The organism is Shewanella sp. SG44-6 (assembly GCF_014164185.1).
Taxonomy (GTDB): Bacteria; Pseudomonadota; Gammaproteobacteria; order Enterobacterales; family Shewanellaceae; genus Shewanella; species Shewanella vesiculosa.
The window spans coordinates 19664-36647 of the sequence record NZ_JACJER010000041.1 but is presented as its reverse complement, the minus strand read 5'-3'; the positions used below and the strand labels follow the sequence as shown (position 1 = coordinate 36647).

The 16984-nt window shown below is 42.1% G+C and carries 15 protein-coding genes and 1 other RNA gene; 8 read left to right on the top strand and 8 right to left on the bottom strand.

Features of this window, described 5'->3' with window-relative positions:
• Positions 1 to 350 precede the first annotated feature (350 nt).
• From rpe to trpS, 3 genes are read left to right on the top strand one after another with little or no spacing between them, the layout of a single operon-like run.
• On the top strand, positions 351 to 1022 hold the full coding sequence (gene rpe, locus H5185_RS09555; RefSeq protein WP_124017499.1) for a ribulose-phosphate 3-epimerase: 672 nt from the start codon (positions 351 to 353) through the stop codon (positions 1020 to 1022).
• A gap of 27 nt (positions 1023 to 1049) precedes the next feature.
• Positions 1050 to 1739 (top strand): phosphoglycolate phosphatase, encoded by a 690-nt coding sequence (locus H5185_RS09550; RefSeq protein WP_124017500.1) that lies wholly within the window; start codon positions 1050 to 1052, stop codon positions 1737 to 1739.
• A 42-nt stretch (positions 1740 to 1781) separates the two neighbouring features.
• Positions 1782 to 2780, top strand: a complete 999-nt coding sequence (trpS, locus tag H5185_RS09545) for a tryptophan--tRNA ligase (RefSeq protein WP_124017501.1) — start codon at positions 1782 to 1784, stop codon at positions 2778 to 2780.
• A 45-nt stretch (positions 2781 to 2825) separates the two neighbouring features.
• Here trpS and H5185_RS09540 read toward each other — a convergent pair whose 3' ends face one another.
• Positions 2826 to 3695 (bottom strand): LysR substrate-binding domain-containing protein, encoded by an 870-nt coding sequence (locus H5185_RS09540; RefSeq protein ID WP_182741974.1) that lies wholly within the window; start codon positions 3693 to 3695, stop codon positions 2826 to 2828.
• 141 nt (positions 3696 to 3836) lie between these two features.
• Between H5185_RS09540 and H5185_RS09535 the strand changes: the two genes are divergently transcribed.
• A complete protein-coding gene (locus H5185_RS09535) occupies positions 3837 to 4712 on the top strand; it encodes a DMT family transporter (protein WP_182741973.1) in 876 nt (291 codons plus the stop codon).
• A 38-nt stretch (positions 4713 to 4750) separates the two neighbouring features.
• Here the strand turns inward: H5185_RS09535 and dolP are convergent, their stop codons facing one another.
• From dolP to H5185_RS09515, 4 genes are all read right to left on the bottom strand, one after another.
• Positions 4751 to 5320, bottom strand: coding sequence for a division/outer membrane stress-associated lipid-binding lipoprotein (gene dolP, locus H5185_RS09530; protein WP_124017504.1), 570 nt, complete (start codon positions 5318 to 5320; stop codon positions 4751 to 4753).
• Positions 5317 to 5910, bottom strand: a complete 594-nt coding sequence (locus tag H5185_RS09525; protein WP_124017505.1) for a phosphoheptose isomerase — start codon at positions 5908 to 5910, stop codon at positions 5317 to 5319. The genes dolP and H5185_RS09525 overlap by 4 nt, the downstream gene beginning before the upstream one ends.
• Positions 5911 to 6039: 129 nt before the next feature.
• The gene (locus H5185_RS09520; RefSeq protein WP_182697763.1) at positions 6040 to 6366 is read right to left on the bottom strand and encodes a YraN family protein; all 327 of its coding nucleotides are present in this window, start codon (positions 6364 to 6366) and stop codon (positions 6040 to 6042) included.
• Positions 6363 to 8186, bottom strand: coding sequence for a penicillin-binding protein activator (locus tag H5185_RS09515; RefSeq protein ID WP_182741972.1), 1824 nt, complete (start codon positions 8184 to 8186; stop codon positions 6363 to 6365). Before H5185_RS09515 ends, H5185_RS09520 begins: the two co-directional genes overlap by 4 nt.
• Positions 8187 to 8275: 89 nt before the next feature.
• Here H5185_RS09515 and rsmI point away from each other — a divergent pair, with 89 nt between their 5' ends.
• Positions 8276 to 9118, top strand: coding sequence for a 16S rRNA (cytidine(1402)-2'-O)-methyltransferase (gene rsmI / locus H5185_RS09510; protein ID WP_124017508.1), 843 nt, complete (start codon positions 8276 to 8278; stop codon positions 9116 to 9118).
• A 54-nt stretch (positions 9119 to 9172) separates the two neighbouring features.
• Positions 9173 to 9526, top strand: an RNA gene (gene rnpB, locus H5185_RS09505) — RNase P RNA component class A.
• Positions 9527 to 9584: 58 nt separating this feature from the next.
• Here the strand turns inward: rnpB and H5185_RS09500 are convergent.
• Positions 9585 to 10283, bottom strand: a complete 699-nt coding sequence (locus H5185_RS09500) for a dienelactone hydrolase family protein (protein ID WP_182741971.1) — start codon at positions 10281 to 10283, stop codon at positions 9585 to 9587.
• Positions 10284 to 10755: 472 nt separating this feature from the next.
• Between H5185_RS09500 and H5185_RS09495 the strand changes: the two genes are divergently transcribed.
• Positions 10756 to 12885 carry a TonB-dependent siderophore receptor gene (locus tag H5185_RS09495; RefSeq protein WP_182741970.1) on the top strand — a complete coding sequence of 710 codons (2130 nt, stop codon included), beginning with the start codon at positions 10756 to 10758 and terminating at the stop codon, positions 12883 to 12885.
• A 222-nt stretch (positions 12886 to 13107) separates the two neighbouring features.
• Here H5185_RS09495 and H5185_RS09490 read toward each other — a convergent pair whose 3' ends face one another.
• Together H5185_RS09490 and H5185_RS09485 are read right to left on the bottom strand one after the other, a co-directional pair.
• Positions 13108 to 14766 (bottom strand): ShlB/FhaC/HecB family hemolysin secretion/activation protein, encoded by a 1659-nt coding sequence (locus tag H5185_RS09490; protein ID WP_404948453.1) that lies wholly within the window; start codon positions 14764 to 14766, stop codon positions 13108 to 13110.
• Positions 14767 to 15028: 262 nt separating this feature from the next.
• Positions 15029 to 16249: a threonine/serine exporter ThrE family protein gene (locus H5185_RS09485; RefSeq protein WP_124017546.1), complete on the bottom strand. Its 1221-nt coding sequence runs from the start codon at positions 16247 to 16249 to the stop codon at positions 15029 to 15031.
• A gap of 163 nt (positions 16250 to 16412) precedes the next feature.
• Between H5185_RS09485 and H5185_RS09480 the strand changes: the two genes are divergently transcribed.
• Positions 16413 to 16808: an MAPEG family protein gene (locus tag H5185_RS09480; protein ID WP_182697779.1), complete on the top strand. Its 396-nt coding sequence runs from the start codon at positions 16413 to 16415 to the stop codon at positions 16806 to 16808.
• Positions 16809 to 16984: the final 176 nt, after the last annotated feature.

Sequence of the window (16984 nt, the reverse complement as noted above, 5' to 3'; positions counted from 1 at the left end):
TCGCAAAAACAGCAAAAATCTGTATTGACAATAATTTGCCATCACGACCAGAAAGCTTGCGTATTAAGTACTTAAGCATAAATTTTGCCCTATCCGTGGTGTAAAATCGATTAATACTACAACAGATGTAAGATCTTATATTGGATCATAAACATAACAACATTTTCGCATTATAGCAAAATAGCTTAGTTATTGAACACTGGTTTCTGTTTAAAAAATAACAAAGTTGACCAATGTTGGCATTTTCGACTAAATTCCAGTTTCAGAGTGGTTATTTCTCGCGTGAGACTAGAGGGTTGCGGCTGCAAAGGGTAAAATGTCGACACTTTGATCTGCCAATAGAGAAGATTATGCGCCCATTTTTAATTGCACCATCAATTTTGTCCGCCGATTTTGCCCGTTTAGGTGATGATGTTAAAGCCGTATTAGATGCGGGGTCGGATGTTGTTCACTTTGACGTAATGGACAATCACTATGTTCCTAATTTAACCATTGGCCCTATGGTATGTACTGCACTGCGTAATTACGGCATCACTGCAGATATTGATGTACATTTAATGGTAAAACCCGTCGATCGTATTATTCCTGACTTTGCTAAAGCTGGCGCTTCAATTATTACTTTTCACCCAGAAGCTTCAGAGCATGTTGATCGTACCTTACAGCTTATTAAAGAATCTGGCTGCAAAGCTGGTTTAGTCTTAAATCCCGGCACACCATTGCATTATTTAGATCACGTTATGGACAAACTTGATGTCATTTTATTGATGTCGGTTAACCCAGGTTTCGGTGGTCAGTCATTTATTCCGCATACATTAGACAAACTTCGCCAAGTTCGTGCACTCATAGATGCGAGTGGGTTTGATATTCGTTTAGAAGTCGATGGTGGCGTAAAGGTCGACAATATTGCTGAAATCGCGGCTGCCGGTGCAGATATGTTTGTCGCGGGTTCGGCAATTTTTAATCAACCAGATTATAAAGTTGTTATTGATCAAATGCGTGCAGAACTTGCTACGGTATCATAACGTCTTTTCGTATTATTAGGACTTAACATGATGCAATGGTCAAACATTAGCGCTATCGCTTTTGATTTAGATGGTACATTAATCGACAGTGTGCCTGATTTAGCTGCTGCCACCAATGCCACATTAGCACAATGCCAATATCCACCCGTAACAGAAGCGCTGGTGCTGAGTTGGGTCGGAAATGGTGCGCGTGTATTAATGCAACGTGCATTAAGTTATGCCTCTGGCATGGCAGAAAATACTCCTGAGCTACAGGCATTACTTGAGAAAACGATGCCACTATTTATGCTTTACTATAGTGAGCATTTACATACGCATAGTCGTTTGTACTCTGGGGTGATCACTACGTTACAAAAGCTAAAACAAGCTGGTTTTAAACTGGCTATCGTCACCAATAAACCTTATCGTTTTACCTTGCCGATATTAAGTGCTTTTGGCCTCGATGATGTGTTTAGCGAAGTGCTCGGCGGCGATTCATTAGCCAAAATGAAGCCGGATCCTATGCCGTTGCAGCATTTGCTTGGACAGTGGCAATTGGATGAGTCGCAATTACTGATGATTGGTGATTCAAAGAATGATATTTTAGCAGCTAAAGCTGCCAATGTTATGTCTATTGGCTTGACCTATGGCTACAACTACGGCGAAGATATCGGCCTAAGTCATCCCCATGCGGTATGCGAAAATTTTGCTGATATAGAGCAATACTTACTTTCATAATAATTTTAATTTTCAAAAAGATAATCTGGAGCAATAAAACACATGACTAAACCCATAGTACTCAGCGGTGCGCAGCCATCAGGCGAATTAACCATAGGTAATTATATGGGCGCACTTCGTCAATGGGTTGCCATGCAAGATAGTCATGATTGCCTATATTGTGTTGTTGATTTACATGCCATCACGGTTCGTCAAGATCCTAAGTTACTCCGTGAAGCCTGTTTAGATACATTAGCCTTGTACCTTGCGTGTGGTGTTGACCCTAAAAAAAGCACCGTATTTATTCAGTCGCAAGTGCCGCAGCATACTCAACTTGGTTGGGTATTAAACTGTTACACCCAAATGGGTGAGTTAAACCGCATGACCCAGTTTAAAGATAAGTCTTTAAAGCATGCTAATAACATTAACGTTGGGCTATATGGTTATCCTGTGCTCATGGCGGCAGATATTTTGCTGTATCAAGCTAATGAAATCCCAGTTGGTCAAGATCAGAAGCAGCACTTAGAATTGACTCGCGATATTGCCACTCGTTTTAACAATGCTTATGGCGACACGTTTACTATTCCTGAGCCGTTTATTCCTGAGCATGGTGCTAAGGTCATGTCACTGCAAGACCCACTAAAGAAAATGTCCAAATCAGATGACAACCGCAATAACGTTATTGGTTTACTTGAAGATCCTAAAGCGATTTTAAAGAAAGTTAAAAAAGCCATGACTGATAGTGAAGAGCCGCCAGTGGTGCGTTTTGATATCGAACAAAAGCCGGGTGTGTCTAATCTACTGAGTTTAATGTCAGGTTGTACAGGGCAGTCAATTGCATCTTTAGAAGCAGAATTTGAAGGCAAAATGTATGGCCATTTAAAAGTGGCTACCGGTGAAGCGGTTGTTGGTATGTTAGAGCCATTACAAGCTCGCTTTAAAGAGTTCCGCGCCGATCATGCATTCCTAAGCCAAGTGATGGCGGAAGGTGCTGAAAAAGCCCAAGCGCGTGCAGAAGTGACCATTAAAAAAGTCTACGAAAAAATTGGCCTTATCGTGTAAGTAAAACTTTAGCTATTGTTACTGAAAAGCCAGCAAATTGCTGGCTTATTTTTTGGTTAACCATTGCACAAACGCAGCGATAGCAGGTTCCTTTAAACGTCGTTGTTTACAGCTAAAATTGAATTCAAAGCCAGTCAACATAGCGGGTAAGTTAAGCGCGACTAATGCTCCCTTACTAATATCTCGCTCTACCATAAAATCTGACGCTAGCGCGATACCCTGACCGGCAATTGCCGCTTCAATGGCTAACAACACATGGCTAAATACATGCTGTTGTTGTGTCGCGGCTATGCTGATGTCATTAACGGATAACCAGCGCTCCCAATCGAAGCCTATTGGCCCTTCGTCAACGGTAAGTAATGCATGCTGACGTAATACACTCAGCGCCGAGAGGTCGGTATTGAGCAGCCCAGGACAAATCACTGGGATCAGTCTCTCTTGGTGTAACATGCGATGCACATAACCGGGTTGGCCACTTTGGCCAGTAATAAACATATCAGCCACACTATCACTCATCAGTGGGTCGTCGGTGATCATATCTAGGCGAATTTTAATTTGTGGATGCAATCGATGGAAATCGCTTAAGCGAGGAATGAGCCACTTAATGGCAAATGAACTGTATACCGCTAAACGGAGTTGATCATTACTGTCTCCAGTGATTTGCATGCTTAAATCATTCAGCTCATTAAATATTCGTTCTAGCTCATGATAAAGCACACTGCCTTTACTGGTTAAACAGAGTTGCCTGCCTTCGCGGCTAAATAATCGTTCACCAAAATGAGCTTCAAGCAGCCTCACTTGATGCGATACCGCACTTTGAGTAATACAAAGCTCAGTTGCCGCCCGAGAAAAGTGCGCATGCCTTGCTGCCGCTTCAAATATTTGTAGTGCCCTCAGTGGTGGAAGTTTGCGCATATGCACCTTAAATATGAGTTTATTTTATTAAAATTTACTATATATGAATTTAACTCATGCATTGATTAAAAACATCATTATTCGATATAAATTGCTAAGGATATGATGCAGCCAATTATTGATTCTTAGGTTGTAAGTACAATGAAATCCACAATCGCCATCGGCATGATGTTATTGGTCGTCGGTAACCTTTTTAGCGCTATGTATGATGTGTCTATAAAATGGCTTCCAGAGGGCAGTAGCGCTGCAACATTTCTGTTAATTAGACAGTTAACATCAGTAATCATGTTGCTGCCTTTGTGGTTGGCGGCTAACAAACCAACCAGCCGCCACGTAAAGGTGCATTTAGTGCGGGCTAATACCGGCGCTATTGGCGCTGTATGTTTAGTTATGGGCTTAATTGCGCTACCGATTGCTACAGTGAGTTCGTTATTTTACTCAGCGCCATTAATGATTGTATTAATGGGATTTTTGTTTTTGAAAGAAACCGTTACTGCAGCGCATTGGTTAGCGGCTATTTTGGGGTTTATTGGCATTATTATTTTACTGCGCCCAAGTGAAATTAACTGGTTTGGTATTGCAGTATTAATTTCAGCATTTACGTTTGCGATTAACCAGTTGGCACTGCGCAAGTTACCTAGTACAGAAAGTCCAATCGTTACGCTAATGCTTTATAATTTACTTAGCATGCCGTTAGTTTTTGTGATGGCCTTAGTACAAGGCATAGAGGGAATAAGTGTTTCTTTAGTGGTCATCGCAGTGTTAAGTAACGTATTTTTACTCGCATACCAGTGGTTTTGTGCCTTAGCGTATCGTCAAGCGCAAGCCAGTCAAATTGTGGTGGCAGAATATACAGGTTTGTTGTTCTGTGTTTTCTTGGGCTGGGTATTTTTTGACGAATGGCTTGATGGACTAAGTTGGTTAGGCGCTAGTTTTATTGTGTTACCGTCACTGGTTATCCCTTGGATACAAGCCAAAAGATCGCAAAAAAAATTCATCGAGCAAAATGCAGGATGAATTTTTTAAATCGCGATAAGTTGTTAGCTACAGCAGGATTAAGATTCAGTGTATTCAAAAACCTTAATCACTTTGCGAACACCAGCTGTATTTCGAGCGATATCAACGGCTAAATCAGCTTGTTTGCGGTCAATTAACCCAAGCAAAAACACTTCGCCGTTTTCGGTAATGACTTTAATGCGAGTAATATCGAGCGACTTCTCATTCAGCATGCGGCCTTTTACTTTGGTGGTGACCCAAGTGTCATTGCTGCGAGTGGTAAATGAGGTTGGTGTGCCAATACGGATTTGATTATGTATTTTGCCGCCAATTTGTAAATCTTGTACGACTTTAACGGCTTTATCGCGCAGCATTGAATTAGGCGCTTGGCCTATCATCAATACATTTTTGTTCATCACAATGGCAGCGATATGGGTTTGATTGTTGAGGTCATCATGTTTTGATAATGCGCTGGCAATAACAAAGTCAGCATTGGTATCGCTGATTTGCGTGCCCATGCTGCGCTCATCGTTTGCCATCTTGGCACCGCTAACGGCGCCAACCATGACCGCACCAGCACATCCCTGCAACATCGCAAGGATCGAGATGATGAGTAACCCTCTTATCATGCTTGTTCGTCCTGTGGGAACAAGGTGCGATCGATGTTATCGCATAAACAATGAATAACCAGTAAATGAACTTCCTGAATACGTGCTGTCACGTTTGACGGTACACGGATTTCTACATCACCAGCGCTCATTAAACCTGCCATTGCGCCGCCGTCTTTACCAGTTAATGCAACAATTGTCATGTCACGGCTTAATGCTGCTTCCATGGCTTTAATAATGTTACCTGAGTTACCACTGGTAGAAATCGCTAATAAAATATCACCAGGTTGTCCTAAAGCTAAAATTTGCTTCGAGAAAATTTCATCGTAGCTATAATCGTTGGCGATAGCCGTAATGGTTGACGTGTCACAGCTTAATGCAATAGCCGGTAGAGGTGGACGTTCAATTTCATAACGGTTTAATAATTCAGCTGAGAAGTGTTGAGCATCGCCAGCACTGCCGCCATTACCACATGACAGAATTTTATTACCGCCAAGTAGACATTGCACCATCATCTCGGCCGCTTTTTCAATCGATTCTGGCAATGCTTCAGCAGCATCAATCTTAGTTTGAATCGATTCGGTGAAACTATCTTTAATACGTTCTAACATGCAACAATCCTTACGCTAAATTATGTCTACGTATGTCTCTGATTGGCCTTTTTAATATCGCTCATCAGTAAGACTTGGTGATTTGACTCTATGATGCCATAAATCAAGGTTATGGTAATCAATTGCCGCTTAAAAACAGCCTTGTAGCCAGTTTATTTCATCAATATTCATCGCAATGACATCAAAGCGACAAGGTGGATTCAATTTTTGTCTTTGTAAATAATGATCCGCGGCTAATCTTATCCGGGTGATTTGCTTATTTGTAAGTGCATTTAAGGCGCCACCAAACTGATTTGACGCTCTAAATTTGACTTCCACAAACACCCATACATCTTGCTGGCGCATAATCAAATCTATTTCACCAAATGGATAGCGGACATTAGCGGCAACAAATATCAGACCTTGTTGTTCAAGATAAGTTCGTGCACGTTGCTCAGCTAATTGTCCGCTGTTCATAGTGGTGTTAATTTTCCTTGAGTATATTTACCCCAAGACAATTGACGCTCAATCACGCCATTAGGTTTCACTGATAATGCGCCGCTACGCCCCATAAATTGATAGCCAGGGAACGCACGCATTTGCGCTAAACGATTAACCAACTCAAGTGCGTCAAACCCCATGACATACAAGCGTTTTTGGCTATTATTCCAACCACTCCACAGTTCTGACACCATTTGAGTTTCGCTATTCGATTGCATTAGCCAAGGAACATCACTAATGATCAAGTTATTTAACTCTTGTGCCGATTGTGCTGACTCACTTTCAAGGCGGCTCCGGCTAGTGGTATACAAGGTCACCGGTTCAGAGAACACACTAAAGTTAACGTCTAAGAAGGGTTTTAGCAGGGCTAAATCTTGTGAACCAGAAATCATGTAAATCGCATCAATATCTTGGCGAGAACGAAAATCTGATTCTAAGCGACTGCCTAATAAATCGCGCATTCTACTAATACGTGCTTGGCTATCTTTTACGCCCAATGCTTCTTGAACGGTCAACTTCATTTGGTCGCCAGCATCATAGAAATACACTTCGGCATCGTTACTGGTTAATGTCAGCCATGTTTGTTGAAAACTGTCGGCCATACGTTTACCAATCGGGTCATTACTGGCTAAAAGCAATGGCAGTTTGACGCCATCATTAAACATTTTTCGTGCTGCATCACTGGCTTCTTGCGCGGGTGACAATGAAAAATAAAACAGATTTGGTTGTGGTGTAAAGGTGTCTGTTTGATTCAAATACAGCTGAGGAATAGTGGTTTTTTGTTTATCATTTACTTTCTGTAATTCTTCAACTTCATTGGGTAATAATGGCCCAATGATAAATTCCGCTCCCTTGGCAACGGCTTGTTGATAAGCGGCAGCAACACCTTGCTGAGTATCATAAAAGTTAATTGATACATTGGCGTCATAGTCAGACAGGTAACTTGACATTAACCCCTGACGAATGGGCTCAGCAACCACAGCACGTGGACCACTTAATGGTAATAACACCGCAATATTTTGCGGTCTAAAAGGCTTAGCATTGAGTGCCTGTTCTAGATCTGCAGGTAATTTCATCGCCGCAGGATGATTAGGGTTATTACGCTGCCATTCACCTAAATAACGCACTAATTGAGTTGGTTCAACCGCATAATGCTTAGCAATATAGGTTAATTGTAACCAACCCGCAAAAATCGGATTAGATTGATCGCGCATAAACGACTGCACTGTTTCTTCATGTAAAGGCTGTAGAAGCTTCCAAATGACATTATTAATCGCAGAGGTTTCAGATTTTGGTAAGTAATTACTTAACAGGCTTAATTGCTTAACTTGATCAATTGGCTGTTGAGTATTCTTATACAGCTTGGCTTTAAATTGGTGATAACTCGCCATTTGCCAACGCGGTAACTGCCAATGAGGCGGATACTGTAATATATCCAGCGCAGCTTGGCTGCTATTGGTTTTCTCTGCAATGCGCGCACGCAAGTATATGTGCTCAGCTTGAAGCGAGGGAACGGTCACCATCGACTTCTGCATTGAGGTTAATACTTTAGCGGCGGAATTAAAGTTTCCGTCATTGATATAAGCGTGAGCGGCGAGTAATAAATAACGATCACGCTTTTCTGGTAAACTGCTATTCGTTGCTTGGGCTAAATAAACTTTAGCCGGATGTTCAGCGGCAACGAGCGATGCACTTGCGTCAATATTATCTTGCTGTTTATTGGTGGCACAACCGACCACCAATACAGAGAAAATCAACGCGCACACGAATTTTGTAGTATTCAGTCTTTTTAACACTTGGCTTCACTCTGGTAAGATGCTGTCACTAGTTTAACCTGCTCTTAAGCTTGGCGAAAGACTCAGGTAGATTCATTATCGAGGTAATTATGGACCAAATGGTCGCGCTGTATATTGTTCCCACCCCAATTGGTAATTTTGGCGACATCAGCGCTCGGGCAATAGAGGTGCTGCAACAGGTTGATTTAATCGCCTGCGAAGACACACGCCATAGCGGAAGGCTGCTGAGTCACTTTGGTATTGAAACCCGTAAAACGGCATTACATGATCACAATGAACGTGACCGAGCGCAATGGATAGTTGAACAGTTAAATGAAGGTAAATCAATCGCACTTATTTCTGATGCGGGTACGCCATTAATTTCTGATCCCGGCTATCATTTAGTTAATCATGTTCGCCAAGCTGGCCACAGAGTCGTGCCACTGCCTGGCGCTTGTGCCGCCATTACCGCCCTAAGTGCATCAGGGTTACCGTCTGATCGCTTTAGTTTTGAAGGTTTTTTACCTTCAAAAGAAAAAGCGCGTATCGATAAGCTTGAATTTCTTAAAGAAGATCCTCGTACGCTGATATTTTACGAATCTCCTCACCGTATTCTTTATAGCCTTGCTGCTATTGTTGAGGTGTTAGGCGAAGATAGACAAATAGTGATGGCTCGTGAAGTCACTAAAACCTTCGAAACTTTTTTATCGGGTACCGCTGCTGAAGTATTGGCACTGGTTGAAGCCGATGATAATCAGCAAAAAGGCGAAATGGTCATTATGTGCCATGGCTTTACATTAACTGATGAAGAAGGTATTCCAGCGGTTGCAGTTGCTACATTAAAGTTACTTTGTGAAGAATTACCGCTTAAAAAAGCCGCAGCTATAGCTGGGCAAATTCATGGTTTAAAGAAAAATGCCCTATATAAATATGGTTTAGAACTGGATTTATAAAAAGCTGGTCGCTTTGGCATTGGTTTGTTGCGCTGCTTAGGCTATAATCCGTGCCGAGTTGGCCAGACAGTTGCCGCGTACGTAAGTACGGGGAGGAAAGTCCGGGCTTCAAAGAGCGGGGTACCAGGTAACGCCTGGGCGGTGTGAACCGACGACAAGTGCAACAGAGAGGAGACCGCCATTTTGGCCTCGGCTAAGATGGTAAGGGTGAAAGGGTGCGGTAAGAGCGCACCGTGCGGCTAGCAATAGTCCGTAGCAAGGTAAACTCTACCCGAAGCAAGACCAAATAGGGTTCCGCATGGCGCTGCTCGCGTTGGAACCGGGTAGGTTGCTTGAGCCTGTGAGCGATTGCAGGCCTAGATGAATAACTGTCCACGACAGGACCCGGCTTATCGGCCAACTCACCTCTTTATAATAAAAGGCCTCACAGCAATGTGAGGCCTTTTATGTTACTGACAGCTTGGGGTTAAATGCAGAGTTGTTCGGCAAGAAACGCCAGTGAACGTCCCTGGGCTAAAGCCGCGGATGGTTGATGATACATTCCTGAACGTCCCCAACAGTTAAAACCGTGTCCTGCAGGGTAGTCAAAAAATTGTGCATGAGTGTTATGGGCAAACGTTGCTTTAATTTTAGCAACATCATCGGCTGGAATATGTTCGTCATGTGCACCGTGATGGAACATAATCGCTTGCTTAAGCTGCGGCGCAACATCTAAATAATTTGCAATACCGCCACCGTAATAACATACAGCTGCGCTGATGTCTGCACTTGCAGCCGCACTGCGATAGGCCAGTTGACCGCCAAGGCAGTAGCCAATAATACCGATTTTTCCATTGACCTCTGGGCGTGTTTTAAGGAAATCAATTGCCGTCACAACATCGCTAACAGCCTGATCGGCATCCAGAGTTTGGTAACACTCAAAGGCTTTTTGGGTACCTGCGTCATCATAGTTTAAATCCAGTCGTGGAGTGAGTCGCCAGAACACGTCAGGAGCGAAAACCACAAAACCAGCTTGCGCATAGCTGTCGGCAACGGCACGAATGTGTTCATTCACTCCCCAAATTTCTTGAAGTAAAACCAGACCTAGACCTGTGCCTGTAGGAGGTAAACTCAGGTATCCGGCAAAAGGTTGGTCAGGAGTAATAGTAATCCATTGTTGTGTCATGTGAACCTCTGTTTAGGTGAATTTAGCTAGGCTATATATGTTAGCGCCAATTGAGAACAATGTGTTTATATGCTGATATCTCAGTTTATTGTTTACGACTATTGAAGGTCATTATCTATAATAATTTCAATAAAATCATTGCTATTAACCATTTGTGTTGCAAACGAATTAGTGTGTTTATACTTCAATAATCTGATTTTGAAAAGGGTGGTTATACGTCGCCAATAGCATGTTTGACCAATTAACACCTCCTCAATTTACTATCACACCAATGCACAGAATAACAACGGCTGTTATTTACTGCTGCATGCTCAACCTACTGCAATGACTTCATGCTAGCAATATTATGTGCTGGATAATAATTAACAAAATATCACAAATGTAAATTATTGAATGAGAATAGTTGTCATTAGTATTTGGTGCTATATTGCACGCAATTTTATAGCGATAGATTGTTACTAGGTAAAGTGTCATGCATTTGAAGGTTACGAATATTGGGGTGTTAAGCCTACTATTACCAGCGTTGAGTGTCAGTGCTAATGAATCGGCTGTGAATTCGAATCAGTCAATTGAGAAAATAACTGTCATGGGGCGGGCACAGACCTTTTATCGTGAATCTTCTACGTCTGTTGGTGCCAAAGTTGAAACTGATATTATGGATTTACCACAATCGGTGCAGGTGCTGAATGAACAGTTGATTGTTGACCAAGCGGCACGTGAAATTACCGACTTATATCGTTCTATTGCGGGGGTAAGCACTTACAGTTACTCGGGAGTGACCTTTCGTGGTTTTCGTGATGACAGCAATGTGTTTTATGACGGTGTAAGAGGCGACCCTTTTTCGGGATTCGGCGTACCGCAGTTATTTAATATTGAACGAGTTGAAGTGTTAAAAGGTCCTGCTGCTGCGTTATACGGTGGTGGAGAACCTGGCGGGATGATCAATTATGTCAATAAAAAGCCGAGCTTTGTCCAAGATACTGAAGTGACATTAACCACTGGTGATAACGACCGTATGGGCGGGTCAATTGATTCTAAAGGTGGTTTAACAGATTCAGTTGCCTATCGTTTAGGTGGTTTTTATGAACAAAAAGACAGCTTTCGTAATAATGCAGACTCTGAAAACACCGAGCTGACCGGTGGGTTATTATTTCAACTTGGCGATGATACAGCGCTCACAACCACCATTGATTATATCAAACAAGACTTAGGCGGTAATCGTTTACGTGGTGTTCCCGTTGACGATGAGGGTAATTTTTTAGTGGATCCAAGCTATAACGCGAATGAAAAATCCGACTATCAAAACCTTGAAGCAACAATATTACAAACTAACTTACAACATCACTTTAGCGATGAGTTGAGTGTTAATACCACAGTGCGTTATCTGGATAACGAGCGCGTTCAGGGGTATCACGAATCACAAAGTTGGGTTGATGTTAATGGCGATGGTAAAGCCAATATTGATGATAAAACCATTAAACGTGAATATCGTAAACAATATCGCGCTAACCAAGAAGTGAGTGTGACGTCAGATTTTGTATATCGATTAGATACTGATATTGAGCAAACCTTATTATTTGGAGCAGATTATCATCACGTAAACAGCGATTATGATTATTGGCGTGCTCGTTACGAGGCTGACGGGGTGGCTAATCTTAACATTTTTGATCTTAATTACGGTGAAACAGATCCTTCAACTTATAACTTACAAGATCAACATCGTGATGGCACTAAAACCGAACGCGCGGGTTTATATGTTCAAGATCAAATTAGTTTAAGTGATAAATGGTTGTTGTTGATGGGACTACGTTACGATCACTTTAACGATTTTGACAAAGAAACTGGCTTTGAGTTTAGTGATAGCCATGTATCACCGCGTGGTGGTGTTGTTTATAAATACTCCACCGATACGTCGTTATATATTAACTACGCTGAAAGTTTTAATCCGACCTCCCTTGGCGATCAAGAAACTGCAAGTAAAGACGCGAGTTTAGATCCGGAAATGGGCGAGCAGGTTGAGTTCGGTATTAAAAATCAGTGGTTTGACGGTAGTATGATGACCACGGTTGCTGTGTATCAAATTACCAAAAAAGATGTTGCCATGAGTAACCCTGACTATACCGGTCTTGATGATGATATCCCTGCCTTGGTTAGTTTAGGGCAGGTCGAAAGTAAAGGGGTTGAGTTTACTCTGGTGGGCGATATTACTGCCGACTGGACCATTATGGCCAATTATGCCTACAACGATGCCCGCGTTACTCAAGGCGATGTGGGCGATACTTATGCCGATGGCACTAAATTTATTAATGCGCCGCGACATCAAGCGGGTTTGTGGACGCGTTATGAGATTGACAGTTTGCAGTCTTCTATTGCATTAGGTGCCGACTATGTTAGTGAGCAAATCAGCGCGGATGCGCAGCGTGTTAAGCCTTATACTGTGTTCGATATGAGCTGGACAACTCGGTGGCAAGATACGCAATTTCAGTTAAATGTGAAAAACCTGTTTGATAAACAATATGCCGTGAGCGGTTTCTCTGAACGTAATGGTCATTTCCCTGGTGCACCACGAGAAGTGGTGTTGCAGGTATCACATCACTTTTAAACTAAGACGGTTAGTTGCAGTAGTATTTACGTGTTGTTGAATAAAAAGGAGTGAACAATTTATTGTTTACTCCTTTTTTGTTAAGCCGCTGCTTTACACGCTGGCTTTGTGGCCACCAGTTGAGAACATTTTTGGTCATCAAGTCTACATTGCAGCACATAAAGCATTTAGTGCTGACTACTTTGCGAAAGTTTATCGTAACTAAACGGTCTACCTACCGCTTTAAAAATGGTCCTTAACTTGGAATCTAAATTCCCAGGCATTGATGTCATTACCTGTGGTGATAGGGACGGCAATATCAACATGGGCTACGTTACCGTAGCTTGATTTAGGGGAGTAAATGCGCGCGCCGATGCCAACACTGCCAATAGGACCATTGACTTCATTTTGCTGATCTGTGCCGCCGCTTGCTTCGCCAATGTCAGCAAATACTGCCCAGCCTAATTCGGCCAGTTGATATAAGTTAATATTAGGGTAATAACGGATCTCACCAGTAAGTAACCATTGGTTGTCACCATGTTGATAGTCATTAGGGTAACCGCGCACGCCGGTTTCATCGCCAAGGGCAAAAGTTCGGTCAAGGTAATTATTGTGCGAAGTGGCAATGCGGGCCTTGGAGTAGGCTGTCCACTTAGGGCTAATTTGATGGAAAAATTCAGCCCCTAAACCGACATTATAAAAGTCCTGTTGACCCGTTTGAATATCGGTCTGGCCATCGATAGTCATGAGCAATAATTGGTTGTCTTTTTGCCAGCCACGGGTACTTAGCATGGTTAAGTGGTAGCCGAGATCGGCATTATCAGCGACGTCATTGGTTTCTAATCCTAAACTGACCCTATGATGCCAACCCAAATTAAAGTCTTCGTTTTTATTAATCAGGTGAATATTATTTAGGACTGTGAATTGATCTTGGACATATTCGTAGCTGATCCATGGATATATAAATTCACGATCATAAGGTAATGGTGACTGAGGATATAAGTCTATATTATTGAATTGATGTTGGTCTTGGGTAATACCGACACTGATACGATGCAATTGATCCGCTTGTTTATCGACTAACCAACCATAACCTAAGTTTGCATAATCAATGACATGCTCAAACTCGTTAATGTCTTGACCATTTTGTCTAATGGTATCAATGCGAGTGTCAGTTAACCACGACGCTGCATACATATTTTGGCTATCGAGGGTATAAAAGGGCTTATTAAAGGCAATTGAGGATGCTTGACCGTCACTGTTGTCGTAAAAATCAACCGACACATTCGCGTGTTTAAGCCATCTTACTGGAGCATCAAAAGCTAATTTATAACCGGTACGATCGGCACTTGATTGGTATTTTATTTTGGTTTTAACCCCTAGTCCCAGTAGGTTATCTTCTTTCATACCAAAAGAATATTTAGTGTCGCCACCATTTTTGCTCAAGCTTACCGTAGGTAATAATGACCAGTTATCCCATGTTTCGACTAACACCACATCTTCAACATTATCGGTTGCCAATGGGTCTTTTCTGGCAATATTAATTTTAGCATCGCGAATATAAGATTCGTAACGCAACAATCGCTGCGCTTCTTGCAGATCTTTCTCGGTGATCTTATCGCCTTTTTCAAAGCTTAAGCTATTGAGAATGGTCGATTCTTTGGTGTTGATGTGCAAATAGTTAGCCCAGCGATGTAAAAAGATAGCATCTGGTGCTGACTCATCAAAAATAGGGTGACTAACAATAACGATTTTAGCGACCTTATCAACAAGGTGCTTATTAGTTGTCGATTGCTCATTGATGTCAGAGTCATCGTTGGCGGTTAGCTGTGACTGAGTGGCTGCAACCTCAGCTTGAACACTCTGCGAAGTCAGCAGGATGAAGAAAATAAATGCTGCCATAAATATGATTGGCATAGCTTCGTCCTTATTTTTATTGTTATGTTTTTTAAGAGGTCAGCAACAAAGGGTAATTGTTTCTAATATGAAATTATTATGTTGCCTCTTTGTTTTGTATCATACCTGAATAACATCATAGTCAAACATGTAGCTTAAATAAATATTTCATTTAGCCACTAAAAAGATAAGGGTATTTAGATTGTTAACAACATAAGGGCTGTATTTATCATGCCCCTATGCTGTTTGAAATATAATAATCGGAGGCTTACAAGGAACGGCGGGGAGGTACGATTACGTTGGCAAAAATGAGTCCTGCGATTAAGGACATAAAAATGAGGAATATTTGTGAGCCTAAATGGGCTTGATTCAGCATCGTTTCACCTGAGATAAGTGCATTTAAGCCGATATAAGTTTTGCTACCCGGGACAAGAATAACAATACCTTGGAGTAACGCAATCGACACAGGTGCTTTCATCCAACGGGCGTATAGGTTCGAATAAATACCTACCGCGAGCGCGCCGACAAAAATGCCAATAGATTCACCTAAGTAGATACCGCCGAGCATGGCAGAGAAAAAGGCCACAATGCCAGCAAACACGCCCCAAGGAGAGTCTTTTAAGCGTGCTTTAAAGATAATCACCAGTGACATAGACAATAGCGGTACTGCAGACCAAATCGCCCAGCGCGGCAGTGGTATCGGTTCGACATAAATGGTTTCGCCAAATATCGCCTTCCCTATGGTCATGCCAAGCACTGCACCAAAATACAGTTTAAACAACTGCATGACTGCATCCATGATACGTGCAGTACCCGAGATTAAGTCGCGGGCGGCAAGCTCCGCCAAGCCAAGTGTGAGTGCAAGACCAGGAACAAAAATAATAATCCCCGATAAAATGGTCACAGGTAAATTGATACTCGGGTCAAATTGCGCAATCCCTGTCGCCAAGATAGCGCAAACGACCGCCGCCATAGGCTCAAGCATTTCTGCAATACGTTTTGAACGTTCAGCCCAAAAAACGAGGCTGTATACCAGTAAGCCTAAAATAGCCGACCAAAAAACGTCATGCCAACCGGTACCCATTAACATGGCAAAGGCACCCGCACTTGAGCCAAAAGCTAATAAGGTGAGTTTATGGCCATAAGGATTGGGTTTATTAGCGATTTCTTCTAGGCGCTCTAATGCTTCTTGCAGAGTGCGCTGGCCAGAACTAAGCTCTTCCACTAACTCAAAAGTGCGTGCTAATGAACCTAAATCGAGGTCACCAGGTTTGACGCGAGCGACATGGTTATACTCTTGTTCAGTATCGTGTTGCAGTACAAAAGTCATCGAAGTCGGTGATATTAAAAAGTAACCTTCAATACCGAGCGTGCTACATACCGTTTGCAAGTGGGATTCTAAGCGATACGCAGGCGTACCAAACTTATGTAAGTATTTTCCTAACTTAATAATAAATCGGCGTTTTTCTAAAAAATCCTGATTATCCACTGGGCGATAGTCACTCTTGTTAGGGTGTTGAGCTAGTTTTGGCGCGAATATTAACCGATTAAGGCGTGTGTTTACAGCCAAACTGATCCAAAATGTTGGTATAGCATCAATATGTTAAAGATTGATGTAATAACAATAATATAGTCGACTCAAGGAATAACACATGACATTGATGATATCGGGTTTATACGCGGGTTTAACGGCGGTATTGGTTTTAGCATTATCGTACAAAGTGGTTAAATTTCGTCGCGCAAATAAAATAGGTATCGGTGATGGTGGTCACCAAGGATTATCGATTGCGATTCGAGCGCATGGCAATTTAATTGAAAATGCACCCATAGTACTTATTTTGTTAGCGTTGGCTGAATTAAATGGCATGCCAGTTTACTTGATACATTGTTTGGGCACAGCTTGGATTGTGGCGCGCTTATTACATGCTATTGGATTAAATCAAGGTCAAGGTGGCTATCATTTTGGCCGTTTTTGGGGCGTATTAATCACTTGGATTGTGCTATTAACCTTAGCGGTCGCTAATATTGGCTTCTTTCTTGGGTTATAACATTGAAAGCATAAGGGAATAGCAATATTCCCATGTGTTTTACAAGGTTATAAAAGGATAAAAATATTTCACTTTTGATGTTTTTTTAGTCACACTTAGTGTCGCTGTACTGCTATACTCCGCGTCCGTTAAATTCAGCCGTAGGCTGATGTTATCATCGGATCAGTTAGACTGGT

Excerpts from the sequence above, each read along its gene's own strand:
- rpe (WP_124017499.1), top strand. The coding sequence starts at position 351 with ATGCGCCCATTTTTAATTGCACCATCAATTTTGTCCGCCGATTTTGCC.
- H5185_RS09550 (WP_124017500.1), top strand. The coding sequence starts at position 1,050 with ATGATGCAATGGTCAAACATTAGCGCTATCGCTTTTGATTTAGATGGT.
- trpS (WP_124017501.1), top strand. The coding sequence starts at position 1,782 with ATGACTAAACCCATAGTACTCAGCGGTGCGCAGCCATCAGGCGAATTA.
- H5185_RS09540 (WP_182741974.1), bottom strand. The coding sequence starts at position 3,695 with ATGCGCAAACTTCCACCACTGAGGGCACTACAAATATTTGAAGCGGCA.
- H5185_RS09535 (WP_182741973.1), top strand. The coding sequence starts at position 3,837 with ATGAAATCCACAATCGCCATCGGCATGATGTTATTGGTCGTCGGTAAC.
- dolP (WP_124017504.1), bottom strand. The coding sequence starts at position 5,320 with ATGATAAGAGGGTTACTCATCATCTCGATCCTTGCGATGTTGCAGGGA.
- H5185_RS09525 (WP_124017505.1), bottom strand. The coding sequence starts at position 5,910 with ATGTTAGAACGTATTAAAGATAGTTTCACCGAATCGATTCAAACTAAG.
- H5185_RS09520 (WP_182697763.1), bottom strand. The coding sequence starts at position 6,366 with ATGAACAGCGGACAATTAGCTGAGCAACGTGCACGAACTTATCTTGAA.
- rsmI (WP_124017508.1), top strand. The coding sequence starts at position 8,276 with ATGGACCAAATGGTCGCGCTGTATATTGTTCCCACCCCAATTGGTAAT.
- H5185_RS09500 (WP_182741971.1), bottom strand. The coding sequence starts at position 10,283 with ATGACACAACAATGGATTACTATTACTCCTGACCAACCTTTTGCCGGA.
- H5185_RS09495 (WP_182741970.1), top strand. The coding sequence starts at position 10,756 with ATGCATTTGAAGGTTACGAATATTGGGGTGTTAAGCCTACTATTACCA.
- H5185_RS09490 (WP_404948453.1), bottom strand. The coding sequence starts at position 14,766 with ATGGCAGCATTTATTTTCTTCATCCTGCTGACTTCGCAGAGTGTTCAA.
- H5185_RS09480 (WP_182697779.1), top strand. The coding sequence starts at position 16,413 with ATGACATTGATGATATCGGGTTTATACGCGGGTTTAACGGCGGTATTG.